This window comes from Alteromonas sp. Cnat2-8, assembly GCF_022348355.1.
Lineage (GTDB): Bacteria > Pseudomonadota > Gammaproteobacteria > Enterobacterales > Alteromonadaceae > Alteromonas > Alteromonas macleodii.
The window spans coordinates 728,318-746,554 of the sequence record NZ_JAKREX010000001.1 but is presented as its reverse complement, the minus strand read 5'-3'; the positions used below and the strand labels follow the sequence as shown (position 1 = coordinate 746,554).

Annotated in this window: 14 protein-coding genes; 12 read left to right on the top strand and 2 right to left on the bottom strand. The window is 46.7% G+C overall.

The window, feature by feature from the left end:
• Window positions 1–223 precede the first annotated feature (223 nt).
• The 5 genes from MHN00_RS03125 to MHN00_RS03105 are packed head-to-tail and all read left to right on the top strand — an operon-like array spanning window position 224 to window position 8,425.
• Window positions 224–1,678 carry a TolC family protein gene (locus MHN00_RS03125; protein WP_239300239.1) on the top strand — a complete coding sequence of 485 codons (1,455 nt, stop codon included), beginning with the start codon at window positions 224–226 and terminating at the stop codon, window positions 1,676–1,678.
• Window positions 1,675–3,153 (top strand): efflux RND transporter periplasmic adaptor subunit, encoded by a 1,479-nt coding sequence (locus tag MHN00_RS03120; protein ID WP_239300237.1) that lies wholly within the window; start codon window positions 1,675–1,677, stop codon window positions 3,151–3,153. Before MHN00_RS03125 ends, MHN00_RS03120 begins: the two co-directional genes overlap by 4 nt.
• The gene (locus tag MHN00_RS03115; protein WP_239300235.1) at window positions 3,143–6,370 is read left to right on the top strand and encodes an efflux RND transporter permease subunit; all 3,228 of its coding nucleotides are present in this window, start codon (window positions 3,143–3,145) and stop codon (window positions 6,368–6,370) included. Before MHN00_RS03120 ends, MHN00_RS03115 begins: the two co-directional genes overlap by 11 nt.
• Window positions 6,342–7,082 (top strand): response regulator transcription factor, encoded by a 741-nt coding sequence (locus MHN00_RS03110; protein ID WP_239300233.1) that lies wholly within the window; start codon window positions 6,342–6,344, stop codon window positions 7,080–7,082. Before MHN00_RS03115 ends, MHN00_RS03110 begins: the two co-directional genes overlap by 29 nt.
• Window positions 7,076–8,425, top strand: a complete 1,350-nt coding sequence (locus MHN00_RS03105) for a HAMP domain-containing sensor histidine kinase (RefSeq protein ID WP_239300231.1) — start codon at window positions 7,076–7,078, stop codon at window positions 8,423–8,425. The genes MHN00_RS03110 and MHN00_RS03105 overlap by 7 nt, the downstream gene beginning before the upstream one ends.
• Before the next feature lie 134 nt (window positions 8,426–8,559).
• On the opposite strand, the gene MHN00_RS03100 is transcribed toward MHN00_RS03105, so the two are convergent.
• On the bottom strand, window positions 8,560–9,372 hold the full coding sequence (locus MHN00_RS03100) for a TIGR04211 family SH3 domain-containing protein (protein WP_014948175.1): 813 nt from the start codon (window positions 9,370–9,372) through the stop codon (window positions 8,560–8,562).
• Here MHN00_RS03100 and MHN00_RS03095 point away from each other — a divergent pair.
• Both MHN00_RS03095 and MHN00_RS03090 read left to right on the top strand, forming a co-directional pair.
• Window positions 9,335–10,840 (top strand): CYTH domain-containing protein, encoded by a 1,506-nt coding sequence (locus tag MHN00_RS03095; protein ID WP_014948176.1) that lies wholly within the window; start codon window positions 9,335–9,337, stop codon window positions 10,838–10,840. The two genes, MHN00_RS03100 and MHN00_RS03095, sit on opposite strands and share 38 nt — an antisense overlap.
• Window positions 10,841–10,916: 76 nt before the next feature.
• Window positions 10,917–11,996 (top strand): DNA mismatch repair protein, encoded by a 1,080-nt coding sequence (locus tag MHN00_RS03090; protein WP_049587333.1) that lies wholly within the window; start codon window positions 10,917–10,919, stop codon window positions 11,994–11,996.
• Window positions 11,997–12,027: 31 nt separating this feature from the next.
• Here the strand turns inward: MHN00_RS03090 and mutH are convergent, their stop codons facing one another.
• The gene (gene mutH / locus MHN00_RS03085; protein ID WP_239300229.1) at window positions 12,028–12,705 is read right to left on the bottom strand and encodes a DNA mismatch repair endonuclease MutH; all 678 of its coding nucleotides are present in this window, start codon (window positions 12,703–12,705) and stop codon (window positions 12,028–12,030) included.
• Window positions 12,706–12,818: 113 nt separating this feature from the next.
• Between mutH and rppH the strand changes: the two genes are divergently transcribed.
• The 5 genes from rppH (at window position 12,819) to MHN00_RS03060 (ending at window position 18,230) form a co-directional block, all read left to right on the top strand.
• The gene (gene rppH, locus MHN00_RS03080) at window positions 12,819–13,361 is read left to right on the top strand and encodes an RNA pyrophosphohydrolase (protein ID WP_014948179.1); all 543 of its coding nucleotides are present in this window, start codon (window positions 12,819–12,821) and stop codon (window positions 13,359–13,361) included.
• Window positions 13,362–13,469: 108 nt separating this feature from the next.
• The gene (gene ptsP, locus MHN00_RS03075) at window positions 13,470–15,761 is read left to right on the top strand and encodes a phosphoenolpyruvate--protein phosphotransferase (protein ID WP_039224899.1); all 2,292 of its coding nucleotides are present in this window, start codon (window positions 13,470–13,472) and stop codon (window positions 15,759–15,761) included.
• Window positions 15,762–15,764: 3 nt separating this feature from the next.
• Window positions 15,765–16,571, top strand: a complete 807-nt coding sequence (locus MHN00_RS03070; protein WP_239300227.1) for a sulfite exporter TauE/SafE family protein — start codon at window positions 15,765–15,767, stop codon at window positions 16,569–16,571.
• Between the two features lie 4 nt (window positions 16,572–16,575).
• Complete coding sequence (gene lgt, locus MHN00_RS03065) at window positions 16,576–17,388, top strand: prolipoprotein diacylglyceryl transferase (RefSeq protein WP_014978255.1); 813 nt, start codon at window positions 16,576–16,578, stop codon at window positions 17,386–17,388.
• An 8-nt stretch (window positions 17,389–17,396) separates the two neighbouring features.
• Window positions 17,397–18,230, top strand: coding sequence for a thymidylate synthase (locus MHN00_RS03060; RefSeq protein WP_239300225.1), 834 nt, complete (start codon window positions 17,397–17,399; stop codon window positions 18,228–18,230).
• Window positions 18,231–18,237 lie beyond the last annotated feature (7 nt).

Sequence of the window (18,237 nt, the reverse complement as noted above, 5' to 3'; positions counted from 1 at the left end):
AGCGATTTAATTGAGAGCTATCTTCGCAACATGTCATTCAAAGGCCAGCGCTAAGCTGGCCTTTTTAATACCTTATTCCTACCTTTCTCATTTATTTCTAATTCCTTGCTCTTTCCTTAACCGGACCTTAACCCTGCGTTTGAAATACTCGTGTCAGTTAATTTAAAAAAGCTGCGCATAGACCTTCGAAACTAAGCTGTGCGCCAAATAATAGGCACAAGTCATGGGCAAGATAATACTGACGGTAAATAGCATTACCCTTTGCATTTTGCTGTCTGCATGTACAAGTACTGATGACAGAGCGTTGAGCGAATCGGCATCGTCGTCAACGGGTAACAACGTTGTGTGGCAGTCTCAAGCACGGCAACAAGAATCAACACAAACCTTGCTGCTGAATTCGGACACGACGCTAACCGATGTTATTGATATCAAAGAGTTACCCCACTTAGCTGGTTACATTGATGAAGCCTTGTCTTCTAATGCTAGTCTGCAGCAGTCGTTAATAACGCTTAGAAAAGCACAAGTAGCCATTGATAGTGCAAAAGCGGATAGGAACCTTAATGTTGACGCGAGCTTCTCTGCGTCAAAAAGTGAAACCACTAATAGCAGTGCATCTACCAGCTCAAATACCAACTCCAGTACGAGCTCTTATTCGAGCAGTCCGAGCTATAGCGCGAGCATAAATGTCAGTTGGGAGCTGGATCTATGGCAAAAAATCAGCGATGGAATAAGTGCAGCAAATTTAGATGCAGCAAGTGCCAGAGCCAGCTATCGGTCTGCCAGAGATTCTCTGGTCGCTAACGTAGTAAGAAGCTATATCGACGTACTCACTCAGCAGCAATTACTGAATATTGAGCAGTCTCGGCTAACGGTACTAGAAAATAACGAAGCCGTTATTTTAAAGCGCTATAGCACCGGTCTGGGAAGCCTAGACGATTTAGATACTGCGCGTACAAGCAGTGCAAATACTCGCGCTACTATTGCCCAATATGAAAATGCACTTTTAACAGCAAAGCGCACGTTGGCCGTACTCTTAGGCAGGCAAAACCAATCGCTAAACGAGCTCAACACTCAAGTTAGTTTTCCCGACGTGTTATTGCCGCTAACAACTTTGCCGAAACAGGATCTGGCACGTAGACCCGATCTTCAGGCGGCCTTTTATGCGTTAAAAGCAACAGAGTTTGAAGTCGATGTGGCGTACAAAGCCCTGTTGCCAAGCATTAGCTTGTCTGCATCCCTTTCTGATAATGCCTCTACACCTTCACAAGCTTTGTTTACTAACCCTTTGTGGAGTTTGCTTGGACAGATGACCGCGCCACTGTTTCAGGGGGGCGCTCTAAGGGCGCAAGTTGAAGATGCAAAGCTAACCTCAGCCAATGCCTGGTGGCAGTATCGCGAAAAGTTATTAACGGCGGTACAGGAAACCCAAAATGCGCTGGATAGTGAAACCGCGTTGAGTGCTCGAATTAGCCACACCAACGTGGCATTAGCAAATGCAGAGCGCAGCGTCTCTACCATTGAAGGTCAATATCGACAGGGCCTTGCTGACATCTTGGACTTACTTTCTGTGTATGACACGCGCTTTAACCTACAAGCTCAGGCAGTTGAGCTGCACGCTCAGAAACTACAAAACCGAATTGACTTAGGCCTAGCCCTTGGCCTTGGAGTGTCACAATGAGAAACAAACGAATTATTGTAACCTTACTCGCCGCTGCAAGTATTGCGCTAGCGGTTATGTATACCATGATGAATATGGGCGCCCAACATCCCGGCGCAAAACCGCAGACCGAATCAAAGCCAACGTCTCCAGCAATTTCCGCGAATGCCGAGCAACCACAAAATGCCGTTCAGGCAAAGAAACCTGCAGGTGGTGAAAGGCCAGCAGCATTACCTATTGCCGATAGCGGTGTGAACAGGCTTAAAAGGGCAAGCGACACGTCATCAGTGAATACCACTAATCGCAGCCCAAAGGGAGAACAAAGCGGCAATACTCAGCTGGCTCAAGTAGGCGTTATTGATGTAACCGCCGACAGCTATAACGCTAAGGTGAGGGGGTATGGTCAGGTTGTTCCGCAAGATAGCTTGAGCTTAGTCGCACAGGTTAGTGGTCAAGTTACTGATATATCTTCGTCTTTTAAAACTGGTGCCCTAGTGGCAAATAACACGGTATTGGCACGTATTGATGACACCAACTATCAACAGGCGTTAGCAAGTGCAAATGCTACCTATCAAGCGGCTGTTGTAAGTCTAGAAGAAGAGCGATTACAGGGTATTCAAGCGAAAGATGAATGGACACGTTCAGGGCTTGATGGTGAACCTTTATCGGCATTAGTACTGCGTGAGCCACAGCTAAAGGCGGCTCAGGCCACTTTGGATGAAGCCGAGCAAAGTGTAAATTCAGCCAAGCGAGATTTGGCGTTTACCTCGCTACGTGCACCTTTTAATGCATTGGTGGTCAGCCGTGACATTGCGCTAGGGAGCTATGTTCAAGCTGGCAGTGCGGTCGCCACACTCTATTCTGCAGATATTGCCGAAGTGGCTATTGGCCTTTCACCTAGCCAATGGGCTCAATTACCTTCTGGTGATGAAACGCAGTTGTCTGGTGATGCCTCCCTTAACTGGCCGGTAACGCTTACCGATACCACTACAGGAAATACCTGGGTTGCCAATATCGTTCGCGCTGAATGGCATCAAAGTGATACAACGCGTCAGCGTAACGCCATAGCGGTTATTGAAAAGCCGTTAGCATACTCAACGCCTCTTTTATTCGGCAGCTTTGTGCAGGCAGACATTGAAGGAAGAGCACTCGACAATGTCTGGAAACTGCCGGCTTCTGCTATCTCGCAAAAGCAAGAAGTATGGTTAGTAATGCCATCTACCGGGCAGTTGGCAAAGTTCACGCCTTCGGTTTTGTTTGAAAGCGAAGGTTATGCCTACATCACCCCACCAAAAACCAGTGAAGTTACGGGCGATATTGTGAGTAATGTTGCGGGTAAAACCTCGGGTAACGCTAGCGGCAACAGCATGTCAGAACAGGTTGGCGAAATACGCCAAGCGCTGGTGGTTGCGCGCCCTTTAAACAGCTATCTGGTGAATACCAAAGTATTGCCTGTAGTGGAAGGACAAACAGGAGGGCAAGCTGATGACAAATAATCGAAACAGCGCGCCGTTTGACGGGGGCGAGAGTCCGAAAGGCAATAGGAATAGCGGGAACAACTCCCGGGGAATTATCGCTTGGTTTGCGCAGAACTCAGTAGCGGCCAATTTGCTCATGGTCAGCCTTATCGTGCTTGGCTTGGTTTCCATGAACGATATCCGCAAAGAGGCATTTCCAAGTATGGAGCCACGCTTTGTTACCATTTCAATGACATACGATAGTGGTGACCCTAAACAAGCAGAAGAAGGGATAGCTATCAAAATTGAAACCGCGCTGGAGGCAATCCCGGGGATTAAGCGAATTACGTCTACCTCGAACGCCAGCGGCGCCAGTGTGCAGGTAGAAAAGGAAACCGAATACGATTTAGACACGCTTTTCAACGACATCAAAACCGAAGTAGATAGTATTTCTAACTTCCCGTCGGATGCTGAAAATCCAGTTATAAGCAAAGCACGCCGACAAGAGCACGCTATTTGGGTACAGCTCTATGGTGACGTCGACCACGCTTCACTTCAATACTTGGGGGAGCAATTAGAGCGAGATTTACTGGCAAAAGAGGACATCCGGGAAGTCAGCGCCGGCAGCTTTGTAGACCCTATGATGTCTATTGAAATAGACGAAGGTAAGCTTCAGGCCTACGGATTAACGCTGTCAGACGTAGCTGATGCCGTTAACCAAGAATCGAATACCGCGCTTACAACCAGCTTGCGCAACAAAGAAAAAGTGATTCGTTTAAAAGCGTCTGAACAGTCTTACTGGGCGAAAGATTTTGCCGACATTCCTCTAATTACCGATAGTAATGGCGTCATACTCACCGTTGGTGATGTTGCTACAGTGCGCGACATGTTTGCCGATGATAGCTATCACTTGTCGCGTTACAACGGCACAAATGGGTATGGTATCCAGGTGCTTATGGATGAATATGGTGACGTAACCAAAATGGTACAGCAGGCTCACGAAGTAGTTGATGCGTGGCACGAAAAAGGCTTGCTACCTGAAGGTGTAGAGCTTGAAACCTGGTATGACAAAAGCACGCTTATCACCGAGCGCTTGGCATTACTTACCAGCAATGCGCTTATGGGCATTGTGTTGGTGTTTGTTACTCTTGCCGTATTTCTTAATTTACGCGTGGCATTTTGGGTAGCGGCGGGCTTGCCCTTTATTTTCTTTGGCACCCTGTACTTCATGACCGACAGCTATACGGGAATGACGCTAAACGAAATGACCACATTCGGTTTTATCATGGCCCTTGGCATTGTGGTGGACGATGCTGTGGTGGTGGGAGAGAGCGTGTACGCCACGCGTAAGCAGCACGGCGATACGCTTCAAAACACTATTTTAGGTACCCATAAGGTGGCGGTTCCTACACTGTTTGGGGTGTTGACCACAGTCGCTACCTTCTTCGCGCTATCGAACGTATCGGGTGGCTTAGGTACGCTTTATTCTCAGTTCGGCACTATCGTTACCTTGTGTTTGTTGCTGTCGGTGGTTGAATCGAAGCTGATCTTACCTTCTCATTTAGCCCATCTGCCAACCAAGCAAAAAGCGCGAAGGGGCTTAGGTGGCGTATGGAATAAAGTGCAGCAAAAAGCAGATGGTGGGCTTCAGTGGTTTAACTACCGCGTGTATCAGCGCGTGTTGAAAGTTACCGTAGCCTACCGCTATGCCGCCGTACTGTTGTTTGTTGCCTTGTTTGTCATGGTGGTTAGCTTACCGCTAACGGGGGTGGTAAGAGTAAGTTTCTTCCCTAGTATGCAGGGCGACACCGTATCGGCCAATATGTCGCTTTACAGCGATGCTAGCTACGGGCAAAACGAACGCAACTTAATGCTGCTAGAGAAAAATGCGCTTGAGGCAGACCGCCAACTAACCCAAGAAAACGGCGCAGATAAAAGTGGTATCAGCAGTTTGCAAGTGACGGCGAGTGGCGATCAAAGCGGCACAATCACCATTTCACTTGATGAAGACGCCTCTTATTCTCTTGATGAATTGTCGGCACGCTGGAATGCCTTAACCGGCAATCTAGAAGGCGTAAAAAGCCTCAAAATACGCTCAAGGCGAGAAATGGTTGATGGGTTTAATGTTGAAATTAAAAGCATCAACGACGATACCCTGACGGCAGCTAATGATGCCTTTGTTGAGGTACTCAACAACATTGACGGCGTATACGCAGTTGAGAGTTCACTAACACCCGGTGAAGCCATGATGCGTTTTGAACTTACCCCTGAAGGACGTGCACTGGGATTAAATACCCAAAGCCTATCGCAACAGCTGTTAAAAGCATTTGGTGGAGAGATTGTTCAGCGCTACCTGCGCGATAAAAACGAAGTGAAAGTGCGGGTGCGTTATCCTGAAAAAGACAGGATGAACCCGTCTGATGTAATGAATACACAGGTACGTCTGGACGATGGCACCGTCGTACCGCTTTCTGTAGTGGCTAACGTTATTCAAGATGTACAAGAAAAACAGGTGGTACGTATAGACGGCCTACGGGCCTTAACGGTAAGCGCGTCGGTGGATAGCGATGTTATTACTTCTACAGAATTGGTGAATTATCTTAATAGTGAGTTTGTCCCTCAGTTGGAACGCCAGTACCAAGATTTGGCGCTTTATTTTGCCGGTGAAGCCGAACAGCAAGCTGAAACGCAAAGCTCTATGCAGAGCGTGTTTATATTAGCTTTGCTGTCTATTTTTGCGTTGTTAGCGATACCGCTTAAATCCTACGTACAGCCGCTTATTATAATGACCGCCATCCCTTTCGGTATTGTCGGAGCTATTATCGGCCACTGGTCGAATGGACTAATGATAAGCCTGCTTTCACTGAACGGCATATTGGCGCTTAGCGGCGTAGTGGTTAACGACAGCTTGTTGTTGGTTTCACGATTCAACGCTTTGCGAGAAGAAGGTGTGCCGGTGGAAACGGCAGTTATTGAAGCTTGTACCAGTCGCTTGCGAGCTGTGTTGTTGACCTCAATTACCACCTTTGTAGGCTTATATCCCATATTGGGCGAAACGTCGGTACAAGCGCAGTTCTTAATTCCGGCAGCCGCGTCGCTGGGTTACGGTATATTGTTTGCCACCGTCATCACACTTTTATTAATACCCGCATTACTGTTAATTTATGACGATGTAAGCTGTCTAATGGCAAAGCATTTGGTTAAACCTTTAACGGAGAGTACGGCTAATGATCCGCGTGTTACTAGTGGAAGATGATATAGGTCTGGCGGGCAATATTATCGACTATTTAGAGCTTGAAGACATGGTATGTGACCACGCTGCAAACGGTGTAGCCGCGCTGTCTCTTATCCAAAAGCATCCGTTTGATGTTGTGGTGCTGGACATTAATTTACCGCGACTTGATGGCTTAAGCGTATGTGAGAGGGTGCGGGAAGACGGCAACGATACGCCTATTATTATGCTAACCGCCCGTGACCAGTTGGAAAACAAGCTAGAAGGGTTTCAAAAAGGCGCCGATGACTATTTAGTGAAACCGTTTGACATGCCCGAACTGGTTGCTCGGGTTTTTGCACTGGCGCACAGGCGTTCATCACAAGTGAAAAAGCTGCGCTTTGGCAACGTAAGTTTAGCAATGGGAAGCGACGTAGTAAGTGTTGAGAACGTGCCTATTAAGTTAAGCCCCACAGCATTTACGCTGCTAAAGGCATTGTTACAGCAACAAGGAAAAGTTATGCCACGGGAGCGTCTTCTCGATGCGGTTTGGGGAGAAGATGCGCCAGAGAGCAATGCGCTTAAAGTGCATCTTCATAATTTGCGTAAATCACTGGTGCAAGCGAATGCCAGCATAGAGGTAAAAGCAGTAGCCAGCACAGGCTTTTGTGTGACGTTAAAACCAGAGCAGTCCAATTCAGTGCAAAGTACAAGCGCGGAACCAAAAAGTACAAATAAAGGAAACGATCAGTGGTAAATGGCCTTCGCATCAGCTTAAGACGCTACGTCTTGTGGTCGCTATTAAGTTTGGCCGCCGTAGTTATCGTGCTCTTTTCAATACAAAGCAGCGATAGCTTTTTCGATGGTATGGACGGCATGCTGAGAAATACCATGATACGGGCGGCAGAAAGCGCAGAGCTTGATGACAACAAGCATGCTCAAATTCTCGATTTACATGTTTTTGCGAACTACGAGAGTTTGCCTGTCGAAGTGAAGCAGAGCTTTTCCAAAGAGAGCTTTATACCGTTTTCACTTATGAAAGATATCAACAAACCTGATTGGTTTTCCCGTCCTATTTCGGCTCACTTTGCCGTGTTAGTTCCGTTAGAAAATGGAGAATCGCGATACGTTACCCAAGTGTTTGTTGCGCCACCTTCTGACGGCAAAAAACACTTTAGAATAAACCATGTTATTTACAGCGCCATTGTGGGCGTAGTTGCACTGGTTTCGTTTTTTGTCGCCTTGCTTTTTCTTATGCGCAGCGTGTCTCGCCCCATAGAGTCATTGCAGAGGTGGGCGGCGTCTTTGGATGAACAAGAGCTCGATAAGCCTATCCCAGAGTTTCGTTATAAGGAACTTAACGCGCTAGCAGGGATGATACATGGCAGTTTGCAAAACGTGCGCAACACCCTAAATCGAGAACGGGAATTTGTTAACCATGCGAGTCACGAGCTTAGAACGCCGATTGCCGTCATTAGAAGTAGCGCGGCATTACTGCACAGAGTGATCGATAGTGAAAATACTAAAGGCAATAACGCGCTTGCGCGGGTGGATCATGCCTCAAAAACCATGGCAGATTTGACCGAAACTCTACTTTGGTTAGGAAGAAATGAAGAAGCAGCTTTACCCAAAGAAAAGGTTAATCTTAAAGCAATGGTTGAGGCTCTAAGCCAAGATTTAATGTATTTGCTGTCGGGAAAAGACGTGAGTGTGCAGCTGCAATTGAGCGATTGTGAGTTAACGCTGGCGAAAACGGCGAGCGAAATTGTGATAGGAAATGTGATTCGAAACGCTTATCAGCACACGCAGCAAGGAAGAGTCACAATAAGTCTTTCAGATGCAACGCTCACCGTGTTCAACGAAGAGGACGGCCTTGAAGAAGAGGCGCTTAACGAAAAAGGCCAAGCGACTTTATCTGCGCCGACTATCAGTGAATTAGATGGCGGATTTGGGATAGGGTTAAAACTCATTGATAAGCTTTGTGCGAAGCTTAAATGGGGTTATGCACATGAGAGGATAACAGCTCGAGGGTCAAACGATGAACAAGGTGATATTTCTCGTATGACAAGTGGGTATAGAGTGGTGCTTACGGTACGATAATAGGCGCATATAACTCATCAAAGTGTTTGTACTTTGTCACTTCTAATTCAATTTACCGAAATAAGCTCAATAAAAAACGCCGATGCTAACATCGGCGTTTTTTCGTTTTTTAGCGTTCAGCTATAAAACCTACACTACATCCACTCGCTGCTTCTGCGTTTGCGCTTGGGAAGGTAAGTCAGCATTACGCCCAGTAATATACCCACACCGGCTACCATACCACCGCGTGTAAACCAGGTAACTAGCTCATCTTTATTCGCGCTATCTACTTTGGCGGTAAGACGAGTTATCTCAGAGGCTTGTTCCTCGCTAGTTGTTGTAAGCTTCGATACCTGCTGACGTGCATCGTTAAGTTGCTGGCGAAGTCTGGCGTTTTCAGACTGCGCTGTTTGCAGTGCGCTTTGGCTCTCAGCTAGCTTCTCACTTATGATTGGCAATTGCTCGGCTTGCGACATGGTATTGGACACAAAGCGGCTTTCAACCCAGCCTTCGCGACCTTCATTGTCGGTAATTTGCGTGAATTCAGCATCGTTATCGCGTGCAAGCACAGTAATAGGTGTGCCTGCTTCAATTGAACCTAGAATGCGGTAGTTACGACCAGGTCCAGTATGCATAAAGATAAACAAGTCATCTCTAATGTAATGCGAAGAAGACGCTTCTAAATCAGCGGTATCTTGTAGCGAAAATGCTTGAAAAGAGCATGCAATAAGGGCTGCTGCTAACCACTTTCGAATCATATGAAGTCCAATTTTAGAATTTAAAACGTGAAGATGGTATTGGTTGACCGCGATAAAGGCAAGTTTGTTCCACTTTTGTCTAATTAAAGCATCTTGTTTCATGGCGCCAGCATTGCGAAAAGTAAGCGACAAAGGTAAGGTGTCAGCATCATAAGCTGTGCCTAGCGCAACCATGTCAGAAATAGAATTAAAATTTGTAACGGGTGACAACGCCCACCATGCGTTTAGTCAACGTGTACTTCCTCTTTTCGAAAAAAACAGTATTCAGGTTAACTCTCATCGTGAAATGCGCCTAGAGAACGACTATTACGATACAGATAAGCTCGATTTTCAAAACAATAAAATGGGCTTTCGTGTTCGAGGTAACAATGGTGAATACGAACAGACGCTAAAGACTAACGGCGTGGTCAGCGGTGGTCTGCACAAACGCATGGAATACAATGTGAGCCTTGATAATTCAAGGCCCGACCTCACGCTATTTGAAGCCAGCGCTTGGCCCCAAGATTGGGACGTGGCGGCAAAAAACACGCGTCTATCTAAACAGTTTAGCACTCACTTTACTCGCAATGCCTATGTGGTTAGTGTGGGTGAAAGTGTGGTTGAGATTGTGCTGGACTGTGGCGAAGCAAGTACAGAAAAAGCCAGTTCCCCAATCAACGAAATAGAGCTTGAATTGATGTCAGGTGATATCAACAGTTTGTTTACGTTGGCGGTGCTAATAAACGACAACATGCCGGTACGCCTTAGTGATGTATCAAAAGCGGCGCAGGGATATCAATTACTTCACGGCTTTAACGCTAAAGTTCGACACCTGCCAGATTTCCTTGCGCTTGAAGACACAACCACCACGGAAGAAGCATTTAGCCACGCGGTTCAAACTGCATTGGCGCATTGGCAGCACCACGAGCATGTGTTTTGCGAAAGTGGCTCAATAAAAATGCTGGCTGAAGTTGCTAAAAGCGTACGTTTGTTACTGCAAAGTGTATCGCTTTACTTGCCGGTTCTGCAGTGCCCTGAGCTACTCGCCCTGCATAAAAAGCTGGTCACCCATGCGCAAAAGTGGGGCTGGCAAGACGACTTACAAAGTTTGCGTTACTTGCTCTCTAAAAAGAGCATGTTTAACAAAACACTCAGCAAACATCCTGCAGTAGTAAGCTATTTGCAAGGACGACAAACAGGCTTAATGCAGGCTCATGAGCCTGAAAAGCTGTTTTTCGACAACGATGCCACAGACATTAAGCTACACGCCATAAGTCTTATTCAGAATAAGCCGTGGCAAAAAGTCGCAACGGGTTTTGATCATCCGGTGCTTGATCATGCAAAAGGTTGGCTGTCGCAAGGTTGGCAAACTGTACAGCAAAGCATGCCGCTAAACAAAACCATGGGGCCTGCCAATTACAGCGCTGTAGAAGTGATGCTTAGGCAAACATTATGGAGTGGATTTCTGCTTGGTGACTTGTTTGTAGAAGAGCGGGGTAATTTTCGCGCGCCGTGGTTAGATTTGCTCACTGGTATTGATGAGCTGAATGCGCTGCTTATGTTAAAGCAGTCGATAGACGACGCCGAAGTAGACTCCCATGACGAAGTGCGTAAATGGACAGCAGAGAAACTCAGCACGCTTATTCGAATTATGGAACGAACTCGCACAGTGGCTATGCAACGTGACGTTTACTGGTAATTGTTTTCTATGCATATGTGGTTACTGTAAACATGCACGGTAAAGGCAACTCGAATCTCAAGGATGGAGGGCGCTGATGACCTCAGCCATAAATGACTATTTCCTTTACGCACTGCTTGGCATTTATGCCATTGGCTTTGTGCGTCTGTTTGTTCAAAAAGTCAATTTACGCAGTGGACGCTGGCTAACGGCAGCGTTTTTGTGCTGGCCAGTGTTTATGCTGGATGAGTGGCTTCGTATGGCAAATGCCACAGGGCTGGCTAGTATCTACGGGTTATCAGAAGTATTTGCTGTAATCGCGATTACGTGTTGTTACCGCGCAATAAAACCCATGCTGTTAGCTTATCCTACGGCACGAAAGCGGCTGTGGTGGCCGGTAGTAGTGACCGGCGTTTTTCAGTGCGCCATTCTCCTGATACCCGTAGACGATAAGCAGCAATGGCTCTCATCGTCTCCTCATGGTCAGCCTCTGCTATTGTGGCCTGCCTATATTGCATCACTGTTAACGGGGTTTAGCGTGTTGCTCATAGGTATTCTTATTACCGAGCATATTCAAATGTACCATAGGCACTTACCAGAGCAGGCGGTGGATATAAAAAACCTGAAAATGCCTAGGCTTGCCGGAGTAATGGGAAGCTTGGTTGGCGTTGCGTTTATGAGTATTCTACTTGTGACGGCCGCAACATTCGGCTTCTTCCCTGTTCCTTTTTGGGAAGGGTTTCATCATCTGATGATTGGAACGGCAATTCTAATTGTACTGTTTTCACTAACCTTTATACGACGGACGTCCCCGTCGCCACTCGATTACGAACGCTTAGATGAAGGCAAGGCAACACCTTATGAAATTAGCAGTATTATTTCTAAAGCAGAACGCTACACCATAGAATCAAAGGCGTACAAGGTTCGCTTCCTTACCCTCAGTGAGTTTTGTAAAGGGGCAGATATCGACCCCACCTCGCTCGCATTGGCCTTGCAACTTACTGAAAAGAAAAACTTTAGACGTTTCATTTTCCACTACCGCTTAGAGTACGCCAAGAATGTTCTGCTGCGCAGCGACGCTAAACTTGAAGCCGTGGCAAAACGCATGGGGATAAATTCAGAAAAATTCTTGAGTGAGTATTTGGTTAAACACCTAAACTCCACGCCGCTAAGATAACAAGAGTATTGTGCTAGACGTTGAGTTCGCGTTAGCCACCAAATGCATTTATCAATATTTGATGGGTGAAGGTTTTACGTAAATAAAAGCCGCGAGGACGGGTTTTAATACGCTGACCTTCTGGCCCCAACGCGTCGGTGAGCACTTTCCCGTTTGCCGCCTTAGGACGAATGTGTAAGGCCTCGCCTTGACGAGAGGTGATCGACTCAACCTGTCCAGTTGCAATTTGCTCGACCAGTTCCTCCCAATCGTGTCTTAATACCGCATCTTCGTGTTCATTCGGTCGCCAGTAAAAGCCTGTTGCTACCCGCCTATGGGCCAGCGGAATAGCTCTGTCACCTTCAATAGGTAGCCACAATACCTGCTGTAGTTTGTTTCGCACGTTAGACGTTTCCCATGTAATGCCGGGCGCCATCAAAAGCGGGGCAAAACAGACGTAGGTGGTTTCTAAAGGCGAAAAATGGGCGTCGATGGGAATGGTTTTAAGTTCGATGCCAAGTTCAGGAAAGTCCTGTTGAGGCTTCGAGCCTGCACTCGCGCCCAGCCATTTCTCTATCAGCATGCCTGGCCACCCCTTATGACGTTGTAAATTGGCCGGAATGGCTACATTTGCCATATCCGCAAGCTCTCCAAGCGTCAAGCCTGCTATCGCATGACAACGGGCTAAAAGGCTATCTGGAGATGACGGGGGAGACACTGGTGGCTGCATAAATATGGCTAATTTCCTGTTTGAAAAGCGGGTACGAATATTAAGACTATGATTGGAGCATAGTTTGTGGAAGAATGAAAACATATAACAGTATAGTGTGCCCGGGAGTCTATGTGATAGATGCCGATGGATTCCGTGCGAATGTGGGCATAGTGATTTGCAACAAAATGGGTCAAGTATTTTGGGCAAGACGTTATGGTCAACATTCATGGCAGTTCCCTCAAGGCGGAATTGATGAAGGGGAATCTGCTGAACAAGCTATGTACCGCGAGCTTCACGAAGAAGTAGGGCTGACACCGAAAGATGTCACTATTTTAAGTGTTACCCGTAACTGGCTTAGATATAAGCTGCCGAAGCGATTAATTCGACAAGGCAGTAACCCTGTTTGTATAGGGCAAAAACAAAAATGGTTCTTGTTGCAGCTCGATTGTAACGAGCGAGACGTTAATGTACTTAAAACAGGTCATCCTGAATTCGATGACTGGAGGTGGGTAAGTTACTGGTATCCAATAAGAAACGTTGTATCGTTTAAGCGCGATGTATACAGACGAGTAATGAAAGAGTTCTCGCCTGTAGTTATGTCTGCGCAGCATCGGCCTCAACAGCGCCAAAACGCAGCGCCACATAAACGTGGCAAGAAACGCAGGCGTGGATAAGCGTATGCGAAGTTCAGGTACGCAAGACAGAGGTGTGCGGAGTAAGCAGCGAGTAAACTGCGAGTAAAAAAGGAAAAACCGGTGAGCCCTCAGAGCCAGCAAGGAACAATGTTAACCACGTTAAAGCGTATCGTGCAGGAAATGAATCAAATTCCTGCTCTCGATACGGCGTTGTTTAGGCTAGCCTCACGGGTTAAACAGACCCTAGATGTCGATTCATGCTCTATTTACCTTGCCGATTACGACACCCAAGAATTTATCCTTAAAGCCACTGACGGACTACATCCCGATGCAGTCGAGCAGGTACGCATTGGCTTCTCAGAAGGGCTTATCGGGCTGGTAGGTCAGCGGGAAGAGCCTCTTAATATCGTTAATGCTCATAGCCATCCTCGATTCAAACATTACCCCGAAGTTCAGGAAGAAAACTATAACGCCTTTTTAGGTACGCCTATTATCAACCAACGGCGTGTGCTTGGTGTTATTACCCTTCAGCAATCACAAATGCGCCGCTTCAGTGAAGACGAAGAAGCATTTTTAGTCACCCTTGCTGCGCAGCTCGCGTTAGAAATAACCAATGCTGATATTCGCGGGGCTTTGACGCTGTCAAATTCGAACGACAATACTGCGCGGCAAAAAAATGTGCGTGGTATTGCGGGTTCTCCAGGCCTTGCTATTGGCAAGGGAGTGTCTCCAGACAAATCTATTAACCTTAAAAACTGGGTCGTAAAGCGCACGCAATCTCCTCAAGATCAAATTCAACTCTATCGCAAAGGGGTTGAAGTTACGCGAGGTCATGTCGATGCGTTATCGAAGCGGTTAGATGACGGCATTCCCGACGATGTTAAATCCATTTTTCAGCTATATCATCATCTGCTAGATGCCAACAGCCTTGGGCGGGAAGTAGAAGAAAAAATTCGCCAAGGTTGGGATGCGGCGTCTTCATTAAAAATGGTTGTAGAAAGCTATGCCGCACGCTTTCAAGCAATGGACGACCCTTACATGCAAGAGCGTGCCATTGATATTGTCGATTTATCCGACCGTATTCTTGCCAACATTTTGTATGAAGCGAATGGCAAAAAGGTTACTGAAAAAACGATAACCGAAGCCAGTATTCTCGTAGCTGATGAAGTCTCAGCGCCTATGCTTGCCGAATTTCCAAGAGGTAAGCTAAAAGGCATTATTTCTATTCGCGGTTCAAATAACTCTCACGCGGCAATATTGGCTAGAGCCATGGGCGTGCCTGCAGTGATGGGCTGTCAAAACGTCACGCCAGCACTACTCGAAGACAAAGAGATTTTGCTTGATGGGTATTCAGGCGAGGTCATTGTATCGCCTGAACGTAACATCAAGTCTGAATTTATACAGCTCATTGAAGAAGAGTCGGCCATCGCAGAGAAAATTGACGCCGAGGCTGATAAACCTTGCGAAAGCGTTGATGGCTGTAGAATGTCTCTTTATATCAACGCTGGCCTTTCAGCTGAAGTCGAGCTAAACGCTGAACAAATTGGCGCGGGTGTAGGGCTTTATCGCACCGAGATCCCCTTTATGTTACGCGAGCGTTTTCCTTCAGAACAAGAGCAAGTAAAGCTGTACCGCCAAGTGCTTGAGGCCGCGCCTTCACTGCCTATCACTATGCGTACTCTCGACGTAGGAGGCGATAAGCCACTACCGTACTTCCCAATTAATGAAGAAAACCCATTTTTGGGGTGGCGAGGCATCCGCCTAACCCTTGATCATCCAGAAATTTTCTTGGTTCAGGTTCGCGCCATGCTGCGTGCAAGTGTAGGCCTAAGCAATTTGCAAATTATGCTGCCTATGATCTCCACCGTATCTGAAGTGCAGGAGTCTAAGCGGCTAATTAATCAGGCATATTATGAAATTTGTGATGAGATTGCAGAGTCAGGACAAACGTTAACCAAGCCTAAGTTAGGTATTATGCTAGAAGTCCCGTCGGTACTTTATCAGCTACCTCAATTAGCAAAGCACGTGGATTTCTTTTCGGTAGGCAGTAACGACCTGACCCAATATCTGCTCGCGGTGGATAGAAACAATACGCGGGTGGCAGGGCTCTACAATAGCTATCATCCTGCGGTATTAGGGGCGCTTTACGACGTGGTTCAAAAAGCCAATCAAAATCAAGTGCCCGTGACTATCTGCGGTGAAATTGCAGGTGAGCCAGCTGGAGCATTACTGCTAATGGGAATGGGTTATCGCCGCCTAAGTATGAACGGCTTTAACTTAAGAAAAATAAACTGGCTTATTAGAAAAGTCACGCTGGATGAATGTAAGCAGTTACTTTCATTGGCACTCACCTCTGTTAGCCAAGAAGAAGTCTTTGTGCACTTGAATCAATATCTTGAAACCAAGGGCCTGGGAGGCCTTATCCGAGCAGGTGCTTAAGGAATGGAACCATTAGTTGTAATAGTTCTCAGCTGCCTTATTTTAGGTTCTGTGGTAGGTGTTTTGGCGGGTATGCTGGGCATTGGCGGTGGGCTTATCATCGTTCCTGTGTTGTCGTATTTGCTTATACATTTCATGGGAATGACCACTGAAACCGTAATGCCTGTCGCTATCGCTACCTCATTATCTACCATCATCTTCACAGGAATGTCGTCGGCCTTCGCGCATTACAAGCTGGGTAATATTCAAAGGCATGTTGTGCTTTACACAGGCTTAGGTATTGCTTTTGGCGCATTTGCCGGAGCTCAGGTAGCAAGCCATATTTCTGGTGAACTGCTTAAAGATGTGTTTGCGGTGCTGGTTATTTTAATTGCGATGCAGATGATATTTGGTAAGCAAAAAGCCTCAGAAAATGACGCATCAAAAGGTACGCTTGCGACTGTTGGTGGTGTAGCTGGCTTACTAAGTGCACTTATGGGGATTGGTGGCGGTGCATTATTGGTACCTGCGCTGGTATGGTTTCGTGTTAATGTACGCGCGGCAATTGGCTGTGCTGCCTTTTGCGGACTTATTATTGCCGTTTTTGGTACCACGAGTTTTATTGTGGCCGGTTACAATGCGATAGATGTACCAGAACATAGTTTAGGTTATGTGTATTTACCGGCAACAGCTGGTATTGTTGCCACCTCTATGTTTACCGCAAACATAGGTGCAAAGCTTGGGCAGCGAGTAAATGTTCGTGTGTTAAAAGCGATGTTGGCGTGCTTACTCGTGTTGGTGAGCATTAGAATGATTTTAGGAATTGAATAAAGTAATGGAACAGAGCAGTTATCTGGTATTTCCCAGTATCGACCCCGTTATCTTCAGTGTCGGTCCGTTAAGTGTCCGCTGGTACGGCCTTATGTATTTAGTGGGCTTTATCGCCGCTTACCTATTGGCACAAAAGCGTCTTTCACAAACCAACTGGAGCCGTGAGCAATTAAGCGATCTGCTTTTCTGGAGCTTCGTAGGCGTAATATTAGGCGGACGAATAGGCTATGTGCTTTTCTACCAGTTTGGTATGTTCCTCGACGATCCCTTGTACTTATTCAAAATTTGGGCTGGTGGAATGTCCTTCCACGGCGGGCTTTTAGGGGTGCTAACAGCCTTATTCTGGCGCGCCAAGTGTATGAACACGACCTTCCTTCGACTAGGGGACTTTGTTGCCCCGTTAGTACCCATTGGCTTGGGTGCCGGACGCATAGGTAACTTCTTAAACGCTGAACTTTGGGGGCGTAGCACCGATGTGCCTTGGGCGGTCATTTTCCCTAACGCGGGTAATATCCCTCGTCACCCATCACAGCTTTACGAGTTTGCGCTTGAAGGCGTACTACTCTTTATTATCCTATGGCTATATTCTGCCAAAAAGCGTCCAGTAGGGGCGGTCAGCGGCTTGTTCTTACTTGGTTACGGCACCTTCCGGTTTATCGTCGAATACTTCAGAGAGCCCGACGCACATATTGGCTTATATCAAATGGGACTAAGCCAAGGGCAACTTCTTTGTTTACCTATGATAGCTTTAGGAATAGGATTAATAGTCCGTGCTTACATGCGCGGAAAAGACCATGTTGAACAGCAAAAAATATAAGAATAACGATGAAAGAATATCTCGCTCTAATGCGCCATGTACGTGATACGGGTGTGAAAAAGGAAGATCGAACTGGTACAGGTACGTTAAGTGTATTCGGCTATCAGATGCGTTTTAATCTACAGGAAGGTTTCCCCTTGGTGACAACAAAGAAGTGTCACCTTAAATCCATTATTCACGAACTACTTTGGTTTCTTAAAGGCGAGACGAACATCGCTTATTTGAAAGAGCACGGTGTGAGTATTTGGGATGAGTGGGCTACCGAAGAAGGCGAGCTTGGTCCGGTTTATGGACATCAGTGGCGCAGTTGGGATCGCGGTGATGGCACATCGGTAGACCAGATTGCCGAAGTGGTTGAGCAAATCAAAGACAATCCAGATTCTCGTCGACTTATCGTTAGCGGCTGGAACCCTGCGGTACTCCCTGATACCAATTATTCTCCTAAAGAAAATGCAGCGATGGGCAAGCAAGCACTGCCACCTTGCCATACACTTTTCCAATTTTATGTATTAGACGGTAAGCTTAGCTGCCAACTTTACCAGCGAAGCGGCGATATTTTCTTGGGCGTTCCTTTCAATATCGCAAGTTATGCTTTACTGACCATGATGATGGCACAAGTGTGTGATTTAGAGCCCGGTGATTTTATTCATACGCTAGGCGATGCGCATCTGTATTCAAACCATCTTGAACAGGTAGAGTTGCAGCTAAGTCGTGAGCCTTTCGAGCGCCCAACGATGGAAATTAATCCTGAGGTGAAAGATATCTTCGGTTTTTCCTTCGACGACTTTACGCTTAAAAATTACCAGTCACACCCACACATTAAAGCCCCTGTTGCCATATAAGGAGTTA

Bases quoted from the DNA above. Each gene is read 5' to 3' on its own strand.
- MHN00_RS03125 (WP_239300239.1), top strand. From the start codon at position 224: ATGGGCAAGATAATACTGACGGTAAATAGCATTACCCTTTGCATTTTG.
- MHN00_RS03120 (WP_239300237.1), top strand. From the start codon at position 1,675: ATGAGAAACAAACGAATTATTGTAACCTTACTCGCCGCTGCAAGTATT.
- MHN00_RS03115 (WP_239300235.1), top strand. From the start codon at position 3,143: ATGACAAATAATCGAAACAGCGCGCCGTTTGACGGGGGCGAGAGTCCG.
- MHN00_RS03110 (WP_239300233.1), top strand. From the start codon at position 6,342: ATGATCCGCGTGTTACTAGTGGAAGATGATATAGGTCTGGCGGGCAAT.
- MHN00_RS03095 (WP_014948176.1), top strand. From the start codon at position 9,335: ATGTCAGAAATAGAATTAAAATTTGTAACGGGTGACAACGCCCACCAT.
- MHN00_RS03090 (WP_049587333.1), top strand. From the start codon at position 10,917: ATGACCTCAGCCATAAATGACTATTTCCTTTACGCACTGCTTGGCATT.
- mutH (WP_239300229.1), bottom strand. From the start codon at position 12,705: ATGCAGCCACCAGTGTCTCCCCCGTCATCTCCAGATAGCCTTTTAGCC.
- ptsP (WP_039224899.1), top strand. From the start codon at position 13,470: ATGTTAACCACGTTAAAGCGTATCGTGCAGGAAATGAATCAAATTCCT.
- MHN00_RS03070 (WP_239300227.1), top strand. From the start codon at position 15,765: ATGGAACCATTAGTTGTAATAGTTCTCAGCTGCCTTATTTTAGGTTCT.
- lgt (WP_014978255.1), top strand. From the start codon at position 16,576: ATGGAACAGAGCAGTTATCTGGTATTTCCCAGTATCGACCCCGTTATC.
- MHN00_RS03060 (WP_239300225.1), top strand. From the start codon at position 17,397: ATGAAAGAATATCTCGCTCTAATGCGCCATGTACGTGATACGGGTGTG.